Source organism: Streptococcus infantis (assembly GCF_047460405.1).
In the GTDB taxonomy this organism is placed as follows: domain Bacteria; phylum Bacillota; class Bacilli; order Lactobacillales; family Streptococcaceae; genus Streptococcus; species Streptococcus infantis_Q.
The window spans coordinates 1-19729 of record NZ_JASHGH010000001.1; the positions used below are offsets into that span (position 1 = coordinate 1).

At 38.7% G+C, this 19729-nt stretch carries 19 protein-coding genes and 2 pseudogenes; all 21 read right to left on the reverse strand.

What is annotated here, in order from left to right; all coding sequences use genetic code 11:
- Nucleotides 1-254: 254 nt before the first annotated feature.
- A complete protein-coding gene (locus QM928_RS00005) occupies nucleotides 255-1946 on the reverse strand; it encodes a lactose-specific PTS transporter subunit EIIC (protein WP_414273615.1) in 1692 nt (563 codons plus the stop codon).
- Complete coding sequence (locus QM928_RS00010) at nucleotides 1946-2263, reverse strand: PTS lactose/cellobiose transporter subunit IIA (RefSeq protein WP_049548115.1); 318 nt, start codon at nucleotides 2261-2263, stop codon at nucleotides 1946-1948. Before QM928_RS00010 ends, QM928_RS00005 begins: the two co-directional genes overlap by 1 nt.
- A gap of 35 nt (nucleotides 2264-2298) precedes the next feature.
- Complete coding sequence (locus QM928_RS00015) at nucleotides 2299-3135, reverse strand: PRD domain-containing protein (RefSeq protein WP_414294176.1); 837 nt, start codon at nucleotides 3133-3135, stop codon at nucleotides 2299-2301.
- A 234-nt stretch (nucleotides 3136-3369) separates the two neighbouring features.
- On the reverse strand, nucleotides 3370-4350 hold the full coding sequence (gene lacD, locus QM928_RS00020) for a tagatose-bisphosphate aldolase (protein ID WP_414294177.1): 981 nt from the start codon (nucleotides 4348-4350) through the stop codon (nucleotides 3370-3372).
- A 1-nt stretch (nucleotide 4351) separates the two neighbouring features.
- Complete coding sequence (locus tag QM928_RS00025; protein ID WP_414294178.1) at nucleotides 4352-5281, reverse strand: tagatose-6-phosphate kinase; 930 nt, start codon at nucleotides 5279-5281, stop codon at nucleotides 4352-4354.
- Between the two features lie 10 nt (nucleotides 5282-5291).
- A complete protein-coding gene (gene lacB / locus QM928_RS00030) occupies nucleotides 5292-5807 on the reverse strand; it encodes a galactose-6-phosphate isomerase subunit LacB (protein WP_049526277.1) in 516 nt (171 codons plus the stop codon).
- 30 nt (nucleotides 5808-5837) lie between these two features.
- Nucleotides 5838-6263, reverse strand: a complete 426-nt coding sequence (lacA, locus tag QM928_RS00035) for a galactose-6-phosphate isomerase subunit LacA (protein WP_000029280.1) — start codon at nucleotides 6261-6263, stop codon at nucleotides 5838-5840.
- A gap of 257 nt (nucleotides 6264-6520) precedes the next feature.
- Entirely contained in the window at nucleotides 6521-7429 is a 909-nt protein-coding gene (locus QM928_RS00040; protein WP_075230882.1) for an aldose 1-epimerase family protein, read from the reverse strand.
- Nucleotides 7430-7517: 88 nt separating this feature from the next.
- Entirely contained in the window at nucleotides 7518-8993 is a 1476-nt protein-coding gene (locus QM928_RS00045; RefSeq protein WP_004253567.1) for a PTS galactitol transporter subunit IIC, read from the reverse strand.
- 44 nt (nucleotides 8994-9037) lie between these two features.
- Nucleotides 9038-9343, reverse strand: coding sequence for a PTS sugar transporter subunit IIB (locus QM928_RS00050; RefSeq protein WP_000590576.1), 306 nt, complete (start codon nucleotides 9341-9343; stop codon nucleotides 9038-9040).
- A 39-nt stretch (nucleotides 9344-9382) separates the two neighbouring features.
- Nucleotides 9383-9859 (reverse strand): PTS sugar transporter subunit IIA, encoded by a 477-nt coding sequence (locus QM928_RS00055; RefSeq protein WP_371607835.1) that lies wholly within the window; start codon nucleotides 9857-9859, stop codon nucleotides 9383-9385.
- A 211-nt stretch (nucleotides 9860-10070) separates the two neighbouring features.
- Nucleotides 10071-10508: pseudogene (locus QM928_RS00060) on the reverse strand (hypothetical protein); the annotation flags it as partial.
- A gap of 615 nt (nucleotides 10509-11123) precedes the next feature.
- A pseudogene (locus QM928_RS00065) lies at nucleotides 11124-11354 on the reverse strand (transposase); the annotation flags it as partial.
- A 298-nt stretch (nucleotides 11355-11652) separates the two neighbouring features.
- The gene (gene lepA / locus QM928_RS00070; protein WP_414284929.1) at nucleotides 11653-13476 is read right to left on the reverse strand and encodes a translation elongation factor 4; all 1824 of its coding nucleotides are present in this window, start codon (nucleotides 13474-13476) and stop codon (nucleotides 11653-11655) included.
- Between the two features lie 78 nt (nucleotides 13477-13554).
- On the reverse strand, nucleotides 13555-14283 hold the full coding sequence (locus QM928_RS00075; RefSeq protein ID WP_414294179.1) for a metallophosphoesterase family protein: 729 nt from the start codon (nucleotides 14281-14283) through the stop codon (nucleotides 13555-13557).
- Nucleotides 14284-15951, reverse strand: a complete 1668-nt coding sequence (gene recN, locus QM928_RS00080; protein WP_153225387.1) for a DNA repair protein RecN — start codon at nucleotides 15949-15951, stop codon at nucleotides 14284-14286.
- A gap of 6 nt (nucleotides 15952-15957) precedes the next feature.
- Nucleotides 15958-16389 (reverse strand): arginine repressor, encoded by a 432-nt coding sequence (locus QM928_RS00085; protein WP_049526273.1) that lies wholly within the window; start codon nucleotides 16387-16389, stop codon nucleotides 15958-15960.
- Nucleotides 16382-17197, reverse strand: coding sequence for a TlyA family RNA methyltransferase (locus tag QM928_RS00090; RefSeq protein WP_414294180.1), 816 nt, complete (start codon nucleotides 17195-17197; stop codon nucleotides 16382-16384). Before QM928_RS00090 ends, QM928_RS00085 begins: the two co-directional genes overlap by 8 nt.
- On the reverse strand, nucleotides 17190-18065 hold the full coding sequence (locus QM928_RS00095; protein ID WP_414284922.1) for a polyprenyl synthetase family protein: 876 nt from the start codon (nucleotides 18063-18065) through the stop codon (nucleotides 17190-17192). The genes QM928_RS00090 and QM928_RS00095 overlap by 8 nt, the downstream gene beginning before the upstream one ends.
- Nucleotides 18062-18274, reverse strand: a complete 213-nt coding sequence (locus QM928_RS00100; protein ID WP_000043228.1) for an exodeoxyribonuclease VII small subunit — start codon at nucleotides 18272-18274, stop codon at nucleotides 18062-18064. Before QM928_RS00100 ends, QM928_RS00095 begins: the two co-directional genes overlap by 4 nt.
- The gene (gene xseA / locus QM928_RS00105) at nucleotides 18252-19592 is read right to left on the reverse strand and encodes an exodeoxyribonuclease VII large subunit (protein WP_414294181.1); all 1341 of its coding nucleotides are present in this window, start codon (nucleotides 19590-19592) and stop codon (nucleotides 18252-18254) included. Before xseA ends, QM928_RS00100 begins: the two co-directional genes overlap by 23 nt.
- Between the last annotated feature and the right edge of the window lie 137 nt (nucleotides 19593-19729).

Sequence of the window (19729 nt, forward strand, 5' to 3'; positions counted from 1 at the left end):
CTAAGGTAATTCGAATTGTGACATGAGGAGGTAAAAACGATATCTTTTTACCGACGAATTAACAAGGCGATTAGGAAATTCGCCATAGCGATTTCCGTGATGATAGGAGACTGTTTTACAGTCCCTAAGGTAATTCGAATTGTGACATGAGGAGGTAAAAACGATATCTTTTTACCGACGAATTAACAAGGCGATTAGGAAATTCGCCATAGCGATTTCCGTGATGATAGGAGACTGTTTTACAGTCCCTATCATCAATCGAATTGCGCTTGAACAAAGGCTAGAGCACCTTTACCATCACGAGTCAACTTGATGTATTGAGCTCCTTCAGTCTTAGCCAATTTGATTCCAAGTTTATCTGTTTCAGCCTTCATGTCCTCATAGTTTGATGCTACTTGAGGAGCAAGGATAACAAGGTCAAATTCTGGCAACATCTCACGGTGAGCTCCATAGCCACCAGCGGCTGCCTTAACAGGAACATTGTATTCTGCTGCTGCTTTGTTCAAGGCGTTGGCAAGAAGACCACTTGTTCCTCCACCTGCACAGAGAACGAGTACGTTGGTTTCTTCAGTGATTGTATTTTGTGCTGATTCTACTCCAGCTTTTTCAAGGATAGCATCAGCTTTAGCAGTGTTGAAGTTTGCTGCAACTTTTTCTTTTAATTCATCATTAGCTTTGCCTGAACGTTCTTCTTCAAGAATTTGTTCGTCATAAACCTTGAGGAATGGATAGTAGATAACAATATCTACTACGATTAACAATGCTGCAAGAGCAAATGACAAGAACTGGAAGTTTGTACCAAGGACAATCCCCAAAGGTCCAGGAGTAACCCATGGAAGGTTGGCAGTAAATGAGTTCATGCCGAGAGTTTCGATAAAGAATTTGAAAATCCAAACGTTTGCAATTGGAGCAAAGATAAATGGAATAAAGAAGATTGGGTTCAAAACAAGTGGTGCACCAAACAGGATTGGTTCGTTTACACCGAAGAATGTAGGAACTACTGAAGCGCGTCCGATGGCACGGTTACGCTTAGACTTACACAACCACATAAACATGAATGGAACTACAAGAGTTGCTCCTGTACCACCCATAGTGACGATAAACATTTGTGTACCAGATGTAAGGATCTTATCAGCGTGCATACCTTGTTGAAGAAGGTTCAAGTTGACTTCGGCATTTGCATAAGTGATCGCTGCAATGGCAGGTTCAACGATAGATGGGCCGTGAATACCGACAAACCAGAAGAAGGCAAAAGCACCAAAGATAATGGTAATACCAAGATAACCGTCTGCTGCTGAGAATAATGGGGCAAAGAATTTACCAATTGATTCTGCAACGCTTGCACCAACAAATTGACGAGCGAGCAAGTCAAGAGCATAAAGAGAAACAACTGAAAGCGTAAACGGAATAACGTCTTTAAAGACTTGTGAGATATTCGGTGGAACTTCGTCAGGCATGCGAATAGTAACGTTGTTCTTCACACAAACCTTATAGATAGCTACAGTTACAAAAGCTGCCAGGAAGGCTGAAAGCAACCCTTTTGTACCAAGGAAACCAGTTGCAAAGCCACCTTCAATTGGATCAGCTGCCAACATCAATAATCCAACAATAGCCGCCAATAGCGTTGACATATAGTTGATTTGGTTGGTTTTTTCCATGCTACGGTTAACAGAGTCTGTTAATGATTTAGCAGTCGTACCAGCTAGCAAGACTGCTAGAATTCCCATAGAGTAGCTGTAAGGTTTCATCAAAAGTGCTACTACTTCATCAGACCATTTAAAGCCCCAAGAGTTTGGAACAAAAGCAATCAAGATAAAAATACTTGAGAATAGAATGACTGGCATTCCTGCGATAAATCCATCCCGAATAGCACGAAGATAGATATTTCGAGATAGTTTTTCAAAGAAAGGCTTCCCTTTCTCGATATAGGCAATTAACTTATTCATTATTTAGCTCCTCTTTTATAAAGTTCAATTAAATGATGCATCAAATCTTTTAGCAAGATTGTTGTCATCAGGTGATCTTGGCCATGCATCATGGTTACACTATATGCTAAATCCTCGCCAGCTGCTTCCTTAGTCAATAGACTTGTTTGCGCGTGGTGAGCTTCAGCAATGCAAGCACCAGCTTCCTCGACTAAGCTATCTGCTTTCGCAAAATCACCAGCTTCAGCAGCCTTCAAAGCTTCCAATAGTTTTGAACGAGCATCGCCAGCATAGGCAACAATCTCAAAACCTAACAATGTTACTTCTTCTCTATTCATGATAGATTTCTCCTTATATATTTTTTAGTAAATCGTTATGACAATAAACGTTGGATGTGTAGAACAAGATAAACTCGTTCACTCTTGTAGAGGTCAAGACCAGTTTCCTGTGCAATGACCTCATAAATTTTACTACCAATCTCGAATGCTTCTGGATAGGTATTCTTTATATGTTCTTCCATATCGAGCAAGGATTGATTATCATCGCGACTACGATCCAGATAATCCAAGAAATAATTTAGATGAATCATAAAGCGATCGTAGAAATTATTATTTTCAGGTGTTCGCTGGATTTTATAACTCTTCAAAACGCTTTCAACACTCTTTAAAATTTCCTTTCTCTTATCAATCGACTCAACAACTTCGACTTCATTTTCACCTTCTGCATTGATGAAGTGATAAGCGATACGAATGATCTCGTCTTCAGGAAAATTTTCCGTCAGTTTTTGACGATAGATTTCAAAGGCTTCTTGTGCAATTTGAAAAGCGATAGGATACTTGGCAGAAATATCAGGCAAGTTACTATCCTTATAGCGTCCTTGACTAATAGCCTGATAAGAACAATAGATATGGTCTGTCAGAGTGACGTATAGATACTCTTGGACAGGATATTGATATTTTTTAGAAAGATTATCAATAATCTCATAAGTAACCGTAATAAAATCAAGCGGTACATCCTTGAGAAGAGCCATAAAGTTTTCTCGCGACTCTTCTGTTTTCATTCGGAAAACTTTTTCAACCTGATCCTCAGAAATCAAATTTCCCTTCTTCTTACCGAACGAAATCCCCTTACCAATTACGATCAACTCCTCTCCCTTGCTATTCCGCACGAGAGAAACATTGTTATTCATTGGATTTAATATCCGATACATGGCAACCTCCTTGCCCTATTATTTAAGTTTTGTGAGCATAAAAAATGACCACAAACGAACTCAGAAAATTTACCTCTGAGTCATCTGTGATCATGCCTAATATTACTTAGTAACACTCACTTTGTATTAACTTGTGATTTAAGTATAGCACAAGATTTTTATTTTGTAAACCTTTACATACAACTTTTTTTAAAAGTTTTTTAGCTAGGTTTTAGGACATAAAAGGGGGGAAATTTAGACACGTTCAGTCCATGAAGTAGCTGTTGTTTGAAGTACTTTATTGAGTTCATCAATGTTTTCAAATCCAGTTGTACGAAGCCATTCACGAGCTGCTACTTCACCATCTTTAATGTAAGCTTCAACGGAGCCAGCCCATGTTGCACGTCCACAAAGAACACCATTGAAGTTTGCACCTGATTCGTGGGCAAAGACAAGAGTTTCTTGGAAGAGTTTAGCTGATACACCTGCACTCAAGTAGATGTAAGGAAGGTTAGTAGCTTCGTCTTGAGCTTTGAAGAAAGCAGCTGCTTCTTCGCGTGTATGAACGATTTCGCCATCGCCAAAACCTTCAACGTATTTAACGTTAACTGGAACTTCTACTTTCAAGACATCAATGTTGAAACGTGGGTCTGAGAAGACTTTCATCGCACCAATAACTTTGTGTGGTTTTACTTTAGCGTATTCTGCAGAACCTGCGTCAGCAATCTTTTCATCGTAAGCCAAGATTTCAAGGAAGAATGGAATATCTTCAGCCACACACTCAGAACCGATACGTTCGATGTAGGCTTGTTTTTGTTGGTTGAGTTCATCAGAGCTATCTACGTCATAGTAAAGTAAGAACTTAACTGCATCTGCACCTTGTTCTTTGATACGTTTTGCAGACCAAACATCCAAGCAGTCTGGCAAACGTTTTGTGCTTGTTGTGTCGTAGCCTGTTTTTTCATAAGCAAGAAGAAGACCTGCATTTGGAGCAAGTGCTTTTGTAGCAGGAAGTCCATACTCAGGGTCAAGAAGCATTGATGAAGCGTATTTAGTCAATTCATCCGCTACCAAGACTTTAAGTTCTTCCATTTGAGCTACTGTAGGCTCTTCAGTTTGGTATTGAGCCATAAGGCGTTTCAACGCACCACGTTGGTCAAAAGCAAGAGCTGAGATGATACCATTCTCATCAGAGAGTTTTTCCAAACATGCACGTTTATTTTCTGTTAAAACCATTTTATACCTCTTTCACTACTAGTTGGTCATATAGGCCTTGATAGTTAGCCATATTGACATGACCGGTTATTTTTTCTTGAGCATTTAGCATACCAAGGACATTCGCCTTAGTCAGTAATTCTTGATCAGATTCTTTATGGAACAATCCTGAAGCAATACCTGCAACAGTAGAATCGCCAGAACCAACTGGATTTACAACTTGAATTTTTGGAATATCTACTTTATAGAAAGTATCCCCGTGTTTTGCAAAGGTACCATTAGCACCTAAGGAAACGATAATCCACTCAATTCCATCAAATAGGGGCTCTTGAAGAACCTCTTTTAATTCATCCAAATCTTTAGAAATTTCTCTTCCCAAAAGTTGAGACAATTCTTCATTATTTGGTTTGATAACCGTTGGTTTATGTGGAGATTCAAGAACCGCCTGAAGTGCAGCTCCTGAACAGTCCAAGACAACAGGTTTACCAGCTTGGTTAGCAAGTTCAACTAGATTAGCATAATAGTCAACAGGAAGTCCTGCTGGTAGACTACCTGAAATGGCTACTACCTCTACAGTCTCTAAAAGTTCTTTGAAATGAGCCAAGAAATCTTGACCTTCTTTTTCTTGAACTTCAGGACCTTTTTCTAGGATTTCTGTTTGGTTTTCTCCATGTAGAATTGCGATACAGTTACGAGTTTCCCCTTGGATAGAGAAGAAACGTTTGCTTACTTTATCATCAATGTTTTCTACTAAAAAATCACCAAGTTTACCACCGACAAGTCCTGTTGCGACTACGGAGTCACCAAATTCTGATAGGACCCGAGTAACGTTAAGACCTTTACCACCAGCCGTTTTAGTAACATCAACAACACGGTTGACAGTGTCAATTTTTAATTCATCCAAAGGATAGGAAATATCAATGGATGGGTTCATTGTGACTGTTAAAATCATAAGTCACCTCTTAGTCGTGGTATTCACCGCGATCCCATTTTTCAAGGAATTCTGTAAAGAAGTTGGCATCTGTTTGATGATCGTTATGAGTTTCAACGTGTTGAATTTTAGCGATCAATTTTTTGTTTTCTTCAGATGGTTTGTATTCAGCATTGATGAAAGCATCAATGATATCACACATGAGCAACTCACCAGTGATTTTTCCACCAAATCCGATAACGTTGGCATTCAATTGTTCTTTTGCATAAAGAGCTGTTGTCATATCACGAACCAAAGCAGAACGAACACCTGGAACCTTGTTAACAGCGTTATTGATACCTACACCAGTACCACAGATACATACACCAAGATCAGCTTGGCCACTAACTACTGCTTCACCAACTTTTTTACCAAAGATTGGGTAGTGTGTGCGAGCGTGGTCATAAGTACCAAAGTCGATGACTTCATGTCCTTTTGATTTCAAAAATTCTGAAACCGCCATTTTTTCATTTGTTACGATGTGGTCACATCCAATTGCAATTCTCATTTTTATCTTACCTTTCTTTCAATATAAAAATTAGCACATTTTATTCAACATGTCGACACGGATTTGGTGACGACCGCCATCATACTTACCATTTACAAAGCCTTTAGCAATGTTCTTAGCCAATTCGTCACCAACAAGTTGAGCACCCATAGTAATCATACGTGAGTTGTTGTGACCACGAGTCATATAAGCTGAACGTTCGTCAGATACTTCTGCAGCAACCATTCCTTTGATTTTAGTTGCAACCATAAATGGACCTGCACCATAAGCATCAATGACAATACCAAGGTTTTGTTCTTCTTTTTTAACTTCTTCAGCAACTGCAAGAGTTACATCAACGAAGTCTTGACCTTCAGCTGTAACATCCACAACGTGGAAGTTTTCTTTTTCCAAGAAATCTTTAACGACTTCTTTCAATCTCAAACCTGCAGCATCTGCACCAATAACAATAGACATATTGTATACTCCTTTTTTATAATAGACCAGTAAAAATTTTTTGGTTCTGGAAAGAAAATGACCATCACCAAATAGTTACTAGTAGTTTTGTTGACTATTTTAGATTAAGAATGAATCATCTATTCACTCTTAGTAACTTCTCCTTGGAGAAATTGGAAGAATAACTTGTCAAAACAAACACAAATTGTTCTTTCTAAACATAATATACTACTATTGTTTTAAAAAGTCAACAGTTTATGTTTGTTTTTGTTTATTTTTTAGAAAATTTCTATATCAAAACCAATTTGATCACTTTGAGCTGGATTTAAGATTCGAACATTTTTCTTATCTTCTAGATGATCGCCCTCTTCGAGTGAAGTTGACAAACCTGACCAAGGTTCCAGAGCAAGGAAAGGACCTTTATTAAGCGTTGACCAAACGATGAGGTTTGGAAACTCTTCAAAGTCCAGTTTTAATCCCTTATCATGCTTACGTGACCGTAAGGAAACAGAGCGAGAGGTTAATTCATCTAAAGTCACAGCATCATAGCTAAAGAAATCATAGTTTAGATCCAATTCCTTTTGAGCTTTTAGCCAGTCACTTCTATCTTGAAAATCCAACATCCCTGTTTCTGGGAATGGTTTTGGAACCGTGCAAGTTTCAGATTTTTCAAATTCAAGATAGTAATCTTCATAGGCTTCATCATCAAATAAAGGACAGTTAAAACCAGGATGTCCACCAATAAAGTATGGCATTTTTTTATCTGTTTCCTTATTAGTAACTTGATACTGAGTATGGATTGTCTTTCCAGTAACTGTATAAGTTATTTCTAAGCGAAAATGATAAGGATAATTTTCATACATTTCTTGGTCATCTTCAATAGCAAAAGTAACCGAGTTATCCGTTTGATCCACTAATTCAAAATCTTTTTTCCGTACAAGACCATGACGTGGGATTTTACCTTTTACTTGACTACCATCTTCTTGATCATATAGGACAGTATCATTTCTAACAGATCCACAAATTGGAAATAGAACAGGTGCTTGACCGCTCCAGTAAGTTGGATCTCCTTGCCACAAGTACTCAATTCCATCCTTGTCTTTTATTGAGGTAAGAGCACCTCCAAAGGTCTGAAATTGTACATTTAACTGTTCTGATTGTAATTCAATCACTAGGGTTACCTCCATTAATTTTTTCCCTAAAAAAACTAGATTGCCGACTCCATACTTGGAAACTGACAACCTAGTTTTTACAATTTACATTTTTAGGAGCGAATTATTTTGCGTTTGCTGCGTATTCTTCATTACGTTTGATCATTTGTTTTCTGTACCATGCAAAGATACCAACGTAGAATACTAGGAATACTAATGCGCCAAGGATAGCTTTGATATCACCAGTTGTAGCATTACCAATTGCCCAACCAAATAGTTTTTCGATTGGTCCTTCAAGAGTTGAGTGAGTAATCAATTGAGTTTGGCTTACACCTTCTGGGAAGGCACCTACACCTTTAGCAAGTTCTGTTGCGAATGGTGCGATAAGTGTACCTGAAAGAAGGAAGAGTGGCAACAAGAGTGTTCCGAAGATAATCATACGGAGCAATTTACCACGAGTAACTACCAAGAGAGCTGGAGTTACACCCATTGCGATGATACCAGCTAGTGGCAAGATACCATTTCCGACATTTGAAAGAAGCACAGCTTCAACCAACATGATTGGTGCAAGTACGTTGGCACAAGCCCAGATTTCAGCACGACCAGCGATAAATGGCCAGTCAAGACCAATGTTGAATTTACGTCCTTGAAGACGTTTAGTAGCAACGTTTGTAATACCTTGTGAAAGTGGTTCTACGGCTGCGATAAACCATGAACCGATCAATGAGAAGAGCTCCAAGCAGACACCGGCAGTCAAACCAAGTGACAACCAACCTTTAATTACATATTCCCATTTTTCAGCCCCTTCAACACCTGCAACCGGATGTGGAGTACCCATCAAACCGATAACGATACCAAGGATGAAACCGATGAAGAATTTAGATCCCCAGAAACCGATTCTCTTGTTCAATTTAGCAGCGTCAAAGTCGTATTTATCAAGACCTGGGAAGAGTTTATCAAAAATCTTATCCAAAACCATGATAACTGGGTTCATCATGTAGTTCATGTGAGTTGAAGTCATTGGTGATGAACTTGGTGCGTTAAGAAGGTCATCAAATGTTGGTTTCATCAAGTCAGAGTTGATAATTTTAAGAACCCCAACAAGGACAACTGCTGCAGTCGCGATGAAGAGTGAAACTCCTTGGCTAACTCCATTGTTGTCAGCGTACCATTTAATCAAAAGACCTGTGATAGACAAGTGCCAGATATCAAAGATATCGACGTCAAGTGTATCAGTTTTCTTCATTGCAAGCATGACAATGTTGACGATCAACATCACAAGCAAGAAGTAAAGTGTCCAAGCTGAACCCCAAGTGATTGTAGCAAGTGGTGCCCAACCAACGTCGGTGATGTTCAATTGAATACCAGTATTTTCAACGAATTTTGCAAGTGATGCTGAGAAAGCACCATTTAACATACCGATGATAGCACCGATACCAGTAAGAGCGATGGCAAGTTTGATACCACCTTCAAGCGCTTTGGAGAATTTCACTCCAAAAAGTAGAGCCAATAGTGTCAAAATGATCAGCATGATGATCGGTCCACCCATTTCCAAGATAGGTTTGAACAGCTTATTGGCTAGTTCGATAATGATATCCATAATTTTCCTCCCTTTATTTTTATGGAATATTTACAAATTAATAATTAGCTTAGACCATGTTCTTTGATAGCTGCTTCAATATTATCATAGACTGGAGCGCTCATAGCTGGAATACGGAACAAGATTGGTCCTGCTTCAACAACTGGAATACCTGGTTCAAAACCTAAATCAGTAGCAGCGATTGGTGTGAAGATATCATAACCTTTAATCAAGTCTTCATTGACATCTTTTACCATAACGGCATCACATTGAACATCGTACCCACGGTTAGAAAGTTCTTCTTCAAGAGCACTTTTAATTTGGTGGCTTGAGTTAACACCTGCACCACAAGCAGCAAGAATTTTAATCATTTGGATTTCCTCCGTTTTTATATAAAAATTATTAACAAATTAAGCAGTCGCTTCTGAGATATATTGGAACAAGGCTTCAGGTTCCTTAATCTTAGACAGCGCTTCAAGATGACCATTGCCTGTAAAGAAGTCCATCAACTGTGCAAGAATATTTGTTTGACTTGAGCTTGAATTGTTGATGATAAAGAACAACAATGAAACTTCTACTTCCTTATCAGGAGCAATCATATTGTGGAATGTTACTGGTTTTTCCAGACGAACCACGACAACATTTTCAGTTAGATTATGAATGGTATCAGTATGAGGGATAGCTACGTTAGGCAAATCCTTCCCTAAAAACTCCATATCCAAACCAGTTGGGAACGATTTTTCACGTTCAATCAAGGCCGATCGATAGGTCTCTGTAACAACTTTCTTTTCTTCCAATATGGTTGCAACTTGATCGAAAAGTTGCTCTTGATTATCTGCTTCTAAACAAAAGACTAAGTCTTTGTCAAAGAAATGATCTAATCCCATGACCTTCTCCCTTCATATTTAACTTTTATGGTACAAGTATAACATTATATGAAACCGTTGTCAATGTTTTTTTGTTGTATTTTGTTTGATTTTTATTGTTTACGTTTTAAACATTTGCTAATTTCAAACATATTTTTTATAAATTTCTTAATAAGTAAAACAAAAAACAGGAATGACTCCTGTTTTAACGATTTTAACTCTTTTTATTGGTCTAACTTTCTTCCACCATAGGAAGGATATTTTTTAATACCTCTGGAAGACCTTCAAGAGAAACATATCTAAACTTACCATCATCGGATTTAAAAAACCAGATAATTAAATATTTACCATTCTTAGCAATACAGTTTACTACGTAGGCCTCATAGCCACCGATAGTTGATTTTGACCCCCATACCTTGGAGAAGTCTTGACTTTTCTGTTTAGATTCATAAATGCTAGTTGAAATTTGAACAGTTTCAAGCGCTGCGTATTCGCTTTCACTAATAGCAAACTGTTCTGGTTTAAAAGTATTGAGAGTTACAATGTTGACATCCGTCCCATCACAGTACTGAATGTCATCTCCACCTTCAATTTCTTTGAAATGAACCCATGATTTAGGAATTTTCACATATCCATAATCATCAGATCCAACTATTTTAGTTTCCTCCGTTTGGCTAGATAAGATAGACGATGATTAAGTGCCACTGGGCCAGACGTGATTCGCAACCACGCAAATAAAGCCTCAGCACTTGCACTGCTGGGGCTTTTCCATTTCTCATGGCTTAGAAAACTATCACTTTTTCGCAGAATCCGTATAACACATTTACGGAGCAGGTGCAAGAAAATGCGTTTTTTGAGAGGTTCTGACTAAAAATACGTCTATTTATTTTTTATGGTTTTTTATTGTAAAGTAGACCCAACCGAATGAACATAGGTTGTAGAAAGCAAATGAAAAAACTGCAAGGATGATAGCTCCTGTATCTAAATAACCTCTTTCAAGACCGTTTTTCAACAACAACAAGCCTGTAGTTTCGACAACGATTAAAAATAAAAATATATAAAAAATTTTCACATTAAGCATATTGTTACCGCTTTCTTTTTATTTGGTTTTATTGTATAATAAAAGTTGAAAAAAATCAAAAAATCATGACCATCCGTTAAACGGGTGGTTTGTACTAGGTCTATAAGCCCAAATTAAAAGCCAGCGCCTAAAAACGTTGGCTTTCACATTGCTCAAGCCTCATTACTCTTTACTCGTCACTTACCTCTTAAAGAGGCGTGAGTATTACTTACCACTATCCCTAAAGGGATCCTTATATTCTTTCACACTTAATTTATCTAGTGCTATATCTTGCTCTACTCGTTCTCAAATTTTTATACTCGTGAAGAAATCATCCACTGGATAATTTCTTTAATCTTGAATATATTTCTTAATTGTGGCTTCATTAAGCCCTACTGTACTCACGTAATAACCTTCCGACCAGAAATGTCTATTCCCAAACTTATATAGTTGATTGAAATAAGATATGAACAAAGAGATTAGGAAAGTCAAATCAATTTCTAAAAATGTTTTAGAATCTGTAGTGTGCTATTCCAAGTTCAATCTGCTATACTTGAGGTTGGCGCGTTTGTCAAACATTAAGAAAAGAGGCTGAGCAAAAAATCTTTAAAATCAGAAAAACGCATAATATCAGGTGTTGAAAACCTTGATACTATGCGTTATATTTTTTCATTTTCGGAGAAAATTGACTTTTTTCCCAGCCTCTTAAAAAATCATTATTTTATATTTATCTTATTTTTTCTTGAGATCTCAACTATTCTTCATCCATACTCAAGACGCTGAGGAAGGCTTCTTGTGGAACTTCTACTGATCCGATAGCTTTCATGCGTTTCTTACCAGCTTTTTGTTTTTCAAGGAGTTTGCGTTTACGAGAAACGTCACCACCGTAACACTTAGCAAGTACGTTCTTACGAAGAGCCTTGATATCAGTACGAGCCACAATCTTGTGCCCAATAGCTGCTTGAATCGGCACTTCAAATTGTTGACGAGGGATGATTTTCTTGAGCTTATCAACAATGAGTTTCCCACGTTCATAAGCAAAGTCTTTGTGAACAATAAAGCTAAGAGCATCCACCTTATCACCATTAAGAAGGATATCCATTTTCACCAGCTTAGATGGACGATACTCTGACAACTCGTAGTCAAAACTTGCATAACCACGTGTTGAAGATTTGAGCTTATCAAAGAAGTCAAAGACGATTTCAGCAAGTGGAATTTGATAGATAACATTGACTCGGTTATCATCAATATAGTCCATAGTTACAAAATCCCCACGTTTGCGTTGAGCCAATTCCATTACTGCTCCGACAAACTCCTGCGGTACCATGATTTGAGCTTTAACATAAGGTTCTTCAATGGTAGCAATTTTGGTTGGGTCTGGGAATTCAGACGGGTTTGACACATCCATAGACTCACCATCAGTCTGATTAACCTTGTAGATAACAGATGGCGCAGTCATAATAAGGTCGATGTTAAACTCACGTTCCAAACGTTCCTGAATAACATCCATATGAAGAAGTCCAAGGAAACCACAACGGAAACCAAATCCAAGAGCCTGGGATGTTTCTGGTTCAAACTGCAAGCTGGCATCATTCAGTTGCAATTTTTCAAGAGCTTCACGAAGGTCATTGTATTTATTAGACTCGATTGGATAGAGACCTGCGAAAACCATCGGATTCATCTGTTTGTATCCTGAAAGTGGTTCAGTCGCTGGATTTGTCGCCAAGGTTACTGTATCACCGACACGTGTGTCCTGAACAGTCTTGATAGAAGCCGCGATATAACCAACGTCACCCGTCGCAAGGAAATCACGTCCTACAGCTTTAGGTGTGAAAATTCCGACTTCAGTTACATCGAAGGTTTTACCATTGCTCATGAGCTGAATTTTATCACCAGGTTTGACTACTCCATCCATGACACGAACTTGGAGGATAACTCCACGGTAAGCATCGTAAACAGAGTCGAAAATCAAAGCCTTAAGTGGCGCCGTCACATCACCCGTTGGTGCTGGCACTTTTTCTACGATTTGCTCGAGGATTTCTTCAATACCGATACCAGCCTTGGCAGATGCTAAGACTGCTTCACTGGCGTCCAAACCAATCACATCTTCAATCTCTGTACGCACTCGCTCAGGATCTGCAGCTGGCAGGTCAATTTTGTTAATGACTGGCATGATTTCCAAATCATTGTCCAAGGCCAGATAAACATTGGCAAGGGTTTGAGCCTCAATTCCTTGGGCAGCATCAACCACTAAAATCGCTCCCTCACAGGCAGCTAGTGAACGTGAAACTTCATAGGTAAAGTCAACGTGCCCTGGTGTGTCAATCAAGTGGAAAATATAAGTTTCCCCATCTTTTGCAGTGTAATTCAGCTCGATAGCGTTGAGTTTAATGGTAATCCCACGTTCCCGTTCTAAATCCATGCTATCCAAAAGTTGGGCCTGCATTTCACGGCTTGAAACGGTCTCTGTCTTTTCCAAAATGCGGTCTGCTAGAGTCGACTTTCCGTGGTCAATATGGGCGATAATAGAGAAGTTACGAATCTTCTCCTGTCGTTTTTTCAATTCTTCTAAGTTCATGATTCTCTTCCTTTCAGGGTATCTATTTATTATAAATTGTTTTTGATATTTTGACAAGACCATACCCTGCTAGGAGTACTAATCTTCAGCGACAAAGCCGTCATTTTCGATAAAGTGGTGTTCTGTCATTCCTTGGTCTGTAAAGACAATCCCGTGAAGGACACCACCATAGACAGCTCCTCCGTCCATCCCAACCTTGCCATCTTCTGTAGTCCAAAGCTCAGCTGTACCACGCTCTTGCTTTAACAAACCATAAACTGGTGTGTGACCAAAGACAATGGTTTTCCCGGTATGATTGGCAGCTTCGTGGAATGGTTTTCTGAGCCACACTTTTTTATAATCTGTGGTTTCATGCCAGTCATCCAAAGTCAAATCAATACCTGCGTGAACAAAGATATACTTGTCTGTCTCTACTACAAATGGCATTTGACGAATGAATTCGACCAAGTCTGCTGCTTCAGTTTCAACACGCTTTGCATCTGCTACTCCATCTACTGGTGCATCCAGTGGGCGTCCCAAAATAGAATTAATAGTTGTATCCCCACCATTTCGACGATAGTGGTCATAACTTTCTTCAGGATTATCCAACCAAGTTAAAAACATATACTCATGATTTCCTGATAAGCAGATAGCTCCCTGATTGTCGACCAAGTCTTTGACCATTTCTAGAACTCGGCGACTATCTTCTCCTCTATCAATCAAATCTCCAAGAAAGAGTAATTGAGTCTTACCATCCCATGTTTTAAGTAAGTCTTCTAACATTCCAGCTTTTCCGTGGACATCACCAATTACATAATAGTCTGTCATTTATTTCTCCTTACTTTGTAATAATTCTCTCGCTTGAGTCAATGCTGCTTCTGTCACATTCTCCCCAGCCAACATCTTAGCGACTTCTTCAATCCTTTCTTCAACTGTTAACAAGCGAACTGTTGAAACGGTTGAATGTTCATTGCTAATCTTTTCGATGAAGAACTGATAATCTGCAATCGCAATAACTTGAGGAAGGTGAGAAATAGCTAATACTTGACCGTGCTGTCCAATTTTATGGATCTTTTGTGCAATGGCTTGAGCTACACGCCCTGAGACTCCCGTATCCACCTCATCAAAGACGATACTGGTCTTGCCTTCCTTACGAGAAAAGGCTGACTTGATAGCTAACATCAAACGAGACAACTCTCCACCAGAAGCTACTTTTACCAATGGTTTAAAATCTTCTCCAGGGTTGGTTGAAATGTAAAATTCAACACTCTCATTACCTTCACGACTGAATTTGCCTTGACTAAAACGAACTTGAAATTGTGCTTTCTCCATGTATAGGTCTTGCAATTCTTGCTTGATTTCAGCTTCTAAATCCTTCGCTATTTTATGGCGAGCTTGAGCAACTTGACCTGCTAAACCCACAAGATTTTTTTCAAGCTTCTTGAGTTCGATTTCCATATCTTCAGAAGATAAATTATTTCCTGTTAGAAGATTGTATTCGTCTGTAATCTTGGCAAAGTATTCAAGGACATCATCTACACTACCACCATACTTACGGGTAATGGTGTGAATTAAATCTAGTCTGCTTTCAACCTGCATCAAACGATTACCATCAAAATCTAAATCATCAATAATGGATTCCAAGCGCTTGGTGATATCTTCTAGAACATAATAGGATTCAGAAAGGGAACTTGAAATCTCACGATACTCTGAATCGAACTCTTCAAGACTTTCCATATCATTCATGGCCGAACGAACATTTGCAAGGCTTGAAAATTCTTCATTATCAAGCATACTATAAGCATTTGTTAAAGTATCGGCGATATGTTTATGGTTAAGAAGTTTGTCTCTTTCTTGATTAAGGGCAATATCTTCACCAGCTTTCAAATTAGCTGCTTCAATCTCAGCCATCTGAAATTCCAACATTTCAATTCGAGCCTTGTGTTCCTGCTGATTTTTTTTGATGTCAAGCACTTGCTTACGCATACGGCGATAGTTATCAAAGCTCATCTGATAGGCTTCTTTTAATTCAAAGAAAGAAGCATCCCCAAACTCATCCAACATCTGGATATGTCGATGTGGGCGCATTAACTCCTCTTGGTCATGTTGACCATGGATATCAACTAGCTGTTGACCAATCGCCCTCAATACTGAAAGATTAACCATCTGTCCATTGACACGACTGATGCTTCGGCCGTTTTGTAAAATTTCGCGACGAATAATGATTTCATCACTCAATTCTAATCCTTGTTCATCAAAAATTTCTTCTAGCGCGCGATTACTTTCAATTGAAAAAAGACCTTCAATTTCCGCTTTGGGAGCCCCATGACGAATAACTTCTGTTGTAGCTCGAGCTCCTAACATCATATTCATAGCGTCGATGATGATTGATTTACCCGCACCTGTTTCACCAGTTAAAACTGTCATCCCTTGTTCAAAGTTCAAAGAAATTGATTCGATGATAGCAAAATTTTTAATCGAAATTTCCAGTAACATATAATCCTACCAATTTTTAACTTGCTCAAAAATATCTTTGGCTGTTTCTTCACTTCTCAATACCATCAAGATGGAATTATCATCAGCAATACAGCTAAAAATTTGGTCAGAAAAAACAGTCATCAACTGACTCTTGACGAAAATAGTATTCCCTGGAATAACTTGCAAATTGATCATATGCCCCATGCGCTCAGCATGAATAATATTATTTTCTGCCAACTGCAAGCTTCTAACGATTGATTTTGGTAATTCATAAATGTAAGTATTGTCTTTCAATGGAATTTTTACAATACCCAATTCTTTAATATCTCGGGAGACTGTTGCTTGAGTAGCAGAGATACCTGCTTCTCTCAAGTGTTCAACGATTTCTTCCTGGGTACCGATTTGATAATCTGTAACAAATCTTCTAATCTTCTCAAGTCTCTCTTTTTTATTCATCTTTAAACTCTCTATGTGCTCTCTCTACAACTTTTTCTATTTCAGAAGTAACCTGATTGATTGCGTGATCTTCTTTTCGCAAATAGGCCAAAAACTCGATATTCCCATGACCACCTTGAATAGGAGAATAGTCCAATCCTAAGACTGAAAATCCTTCATCAACTGCCATTTTAGTAACTGATTCTAAAACATTTTGGTGAACTTTGGCATCTCTGATAATTCCATTTTTACCGATCTGTTCTCGACCAGCCTCAAATTGAGGCTTAACTAAAGCTACAACCTGCCCTTGATCAGCTAAAACTCGGTGCAAAGCTGGTAAAATGAGGCCTAGGGAAATAAAACTGACATCGATACTGGCAAAACTTGGTTCCTGTTCAAAGTCGGTCTTTTCAGCATAACGGAAATTAAACTGCTCCATACTAACCACACGAGGGTCTTGACGTAATTTCCATGCCAGTTGGTTAGTACCAACATCAACTGCAAAAACTTGTTTAGCACCATTTTGCAACATGACATCCGTAAAACCTCCAGTTGAAGCTCCGATATCAATGGTCGTTTGTCCCTCAACTGATAGATCAAAAATATCTAGCGCCTTCTCAAGTTTCAAGCCACCACGACTGACATACTTAAGTTTCTCGCCCTTGAGTTTCAACTCTGTATCGTCAGGAATTTTTTCTCCTGGTTTATCAAATCGTTCGCCATTTAAAACAGCGACTACCAAACCAGCCATAACACCACGTTTGGCTTGTTCTCTCGTTTCAAATAAACCTTGTTTGTAAGCTAATACATCTACTCTTTCCTTAGCCATTGATTCTCAAACTTTCTACTATTTTCACAATTGGTTCCTTATCAAAGCTCACAACTTGGCTAATCTCTTCAAGTTTCGCATTAGCTTGATCCAAGGTTTGATTGCAAAATGCTATCGCCTGATCTAATCCCAACAATGCAGGATAAGTTGACTTTTCGGCTTGCAAATCCTTCTGGGGTGTCTTGCCGATTTCCTCAAAACTTGCGGTAACATCAAGGACATCATCTCTCACTTGAAAAGCAAGACCAATCAGTTCTCCAACAGTTTTAAGTTGATTTTGAAGATTTTTATCTAATTCAGCAATGATTCCAGCTGCTTGAAAAGGAAAGGCTAAAAGTTTACCGGTCTTATTAGCATGGATAGTCTGAAGTTCCTCTAAATTCAAGTGTTTTCCTTCACCTTCCATATCCAATACTTGACCAGCTACCATTCCCATACTACCAGAAGCAAGTGATAGATTTGCTATTAAATCTACCTTAGTTTGGCTCGGTAAACCAGCTTGAGCAATTAAAGCATAGGGATCCAAAAAAAGCGCATCCCCTGCTAAAATAGCTAGAGCTTCACCATACACCTTATGGTTGGTCAAACGTCCCCGACGAAAATCATCATTATCCATAGCAGGAAGATCATCATGGATCAAACTTCCTGTATGAATCATTTCTAGTGCCGCTGCAACTTGAGCATGTTCCTGAGTGATAGGCACTTGCAAGGAGTCCAAAACTTCTAAAAGCAAATAAGGACGAATCCGTTTACCACCTGCATGTATGGAATAAAGAACAGCTTCTCTTAAACTGGATGCAAATTGTTGGTCGCCATAAAAGTATTCAAGAGCTGACTCGACCAAAGCTAGTTTTTCCTGCTTGTTCATACCAGTTCACTTTCTGTTCCATCTTCTTGCATAACCTTGACCAAGGTCTTTTCAGCCTTATCAAGTGTTGCCTGCAATTCTTTGGATAAGAGCATTCCTTTTTGAAATGCAGAAATAGCATCTTCCAAAGCAATTTCACCATTTTCTAAGCTTTGAACAATCGTTTCAAGTTCTGCTAGATTTTCCTCAAATTTCTTTTGTTTTGACATCTCTTACCTCTAATTCTACTTGACCGTCTCGCATCAACAGTGATACTTGGTCATTTTCTTTCAGATCTTTCGCAGAAGCCACTACAACTTCTCCTTTTTTAACAATTGCATAACCTCTGGCTACAATTCGACTAGTATCTAGCATAAGGAGAGCTTCTGATAGGCGTTTTACTTCTGCTACTTTTGCATCATAGGTTACAGCCATCTGGCTTCGCATTAGTTTTTGAAGTTGGAAAATACGATCCTGATAACGCTGGATTTTGATGATTGGTGATAATTGTTCCAAACGGTGGATTTGTTCTTGAACCTTTTGTTGATTTCGAACCAATTCAGCATTCAATCCTTGCTTCAGTCGCAGCTGTAACTGATCCAAGCGTTGTAGATAGCCGTCATATAAACGCTCTGGTTGTCTGAAGATGACCGATTGACTGAGGATTCTCAAAGCTTCTTGTTTCTTTGACAAACTATACTTAACTGCTGTAGTCATGCGTTTTTCTTGATTCTGAAGATAGGTCAAAAGATCTAACTTAGTTACTGGTGTAGCGAGTTCAGCAGCAGCTGTCGGCGTTGCCGCTCTCTTGTCAGCAACAAAATCAGCCAAGGTGACATCTGTTTCATGACCCACACTCGAAATAATCGGTAAACGAGATTCAAAAATTGCTCGAACTACAATTTCTTCGTTAAAGGCCCAAAGATCTTCAATGGAACCTCCCCCACGGCCGATAATCAGAACATCTAAGTCATCGCGTTCATTAGCTCGAGTTATATTACGAGCAATTTCCTCTGCAGCACCCTCTCCTTGAACCTTGGTAGGATATAAGACAATTTCCACACCAGGGAAGCGTCTGCTTACAGTTGTAATGATATCCTGTATAACAGCTCCACTACGGCTGGTCACCACACCTATTTTTTTTGAAAATTGTGGTAAAGATTGTTTAAATCGCTCTTGAAACAAACCTTCTTCTGCCAGTTTCTTCTTAAGCTGTTCAAATTGGATAGCCAAGGCACCAACACCATCTGGTTCAGCTTTTTCAATAATAATCGAATAGCTTCCGCTTGGCTCATAGACTTGAACACGACCAACTACATTGATCTTCATCCCTTCTTCCAAGTCAAATCCCAAACGTTGATAGACACCCGACCAAATGGTCGCCTGAATAACCGCTCGGTCATCTTTAAGAGAAAAATACTGATGGGTTGGACGCTTACGGAAGTTAGAGACTTGACCAGTTAAATAGACCCGTTCCAAGTAGGGGTCTTTATCGAATTTCATTTTTAAATACTTGGTCAAAGTTGTAACCGATAAATACTTTTCCATCTCTACCTCCTTCTTTTCTCTAGTTTTTCCTGGGTATTATTATACCAAAAATATGCTTAAAAATCTTTATTTCCCACTTAGAATGGCAAAAATACAGTTTGTTTCTACAAAAATTTTGCCCCTCGAACAGAAAAAAA

Excerpts from the sequence above, each read along its gene's own strand:
- QM928_RS00005 (WP_414273615.1), bottom strand. The coding sequence starts at position 1,946 with ATGAATAAGTTAATTGCCTATATCGAGAAAGGGAAGCCTTTCTTTGAA.
- QM928_RS00010 (WP_049548115.1), bottom strand. The coding sequence starts at position 2,263 with ATGAATAGAGAAGAAGTAACATTGTTAGGTTTTGAGATTGTTGCCTAT.
- QM928_RS00015 (WP_414294176.1), bottom strand. The coding sequence starts at position 3,135 with ATGTATCGGATATTAAATCCAATGAATAACAATGTTTCTCTCGTGCGG.
- lacD (WP_414294177.1), bottom strand. The coding sequence starts at position 4,350 with ATGGTTTTAACAGAAAATAAACGTGCATGTTTGGAAAAACTCTCTGAT.
- QM928_RS00025 (WP_414294178.1), bottom strand. The coding sequence starts at position 5,281 with ATGATTTTAACAGTCACAATGAACCCATCCATTGATATTTCCTATCCT.
- lacB (WP_049526277.1), bottom strand. The coding sequence starts at position 5,807 with ATGAGAATTGCAATTGGATGTGACCACATCGTAACAAATGAAAAAATG.
- lacA (WP_000029280.1), bottom strand. The coding sequence starts at position 6,263 with ATGTCTATTGTTATTGGTGCAGATGCTGCAGGTTTGAGATTGAAAGAA.
- QM928_RS00040 (WP_075230882.1), bottom strand. The coding sequence starts at position 7,429 with ATGGAGGTAACCCTAGTGATTGAATTACAATCAGAACAGTTAAATGTA.
- QM928_RS00045 (WP_004253567.1), bottom strand. The coding sequence starts at position 8,993 with ATGGATATCATTATCGAACTAGCCAATAAGCTGTTCAAACCTATCTTG.
- QM928_RS00050 (WP_000590576.1), bottom strand. The coding sequence starts at position 9,343 with ATGATTAAAATTCTTGCTGCTTGTGGTGCAGGTGTTAACTCAAGCCAC.
- QM928_RS00055 (WP_371607835.1), bottom strand. The coding sequence starts at position 9,859 with ATGGGATTAGATCATTTCTTTGACAAAGACTTAGTCTTTTGTTTAGAA.
- lepA (WP_414284929.1), bottom strand. The coding sequence starts at position 13,476 with ATGAACTTAGAAGAATTGAAAAAACGACAGGAGAAGATTCGTAACTTC.
- QM928_RS00075 (WP_414294179.1), bottom strand. The coding sequence starts at position 14,283 with ATGACAGACTATTATGTAATTGGTGATGTCCACGGAAAAGCTGGAATG.
- recN (WP_153225387.1), bottom strand. The coding sequence starts at position 15,951 with ATGTTACTGGAAATTTCGATTAAAAATTTTGCTATCATCGAATCAATT.
- QM928_RS00085 (WP_049526273.1), bottom strand. The coding sequence starts at position 16,389 with ATGAATAAAAAAGAGAGACTTGAGAAGATTAGAAGATTTGTTACAGAT.
- QM928_RS00090 (WP_414294180.1), bottom strand. The coding sequence starts at position 17,197 with ATGGCTAAGGAAAGAGTAGATGTATTAGCTTACAAACAAGGTTTATTT.
- QM928_RS00095 (WP_414284922.1), bottom strand. The coding sequence starts at position 18,065 with ATGAACAAGCAGGAAAAACTAGCTTTGGTCGAGTCAGCTCTTGAATAC.
- QM928_RS00100 (WP_000043228.1), bottom strand. The coding sequence starts at position 18,274 with ATGTCAAAACAAAAGAAATTTGAGGAAAATCTAGCAGAACTTGAAACG.
- xseA (WP_414294181.1), bottom strand. The coding sequence starts at position 19,592 with ATGGAAAAGTATTTATCGGTTACAACTTTGACCAAGTATTTAAAAATG.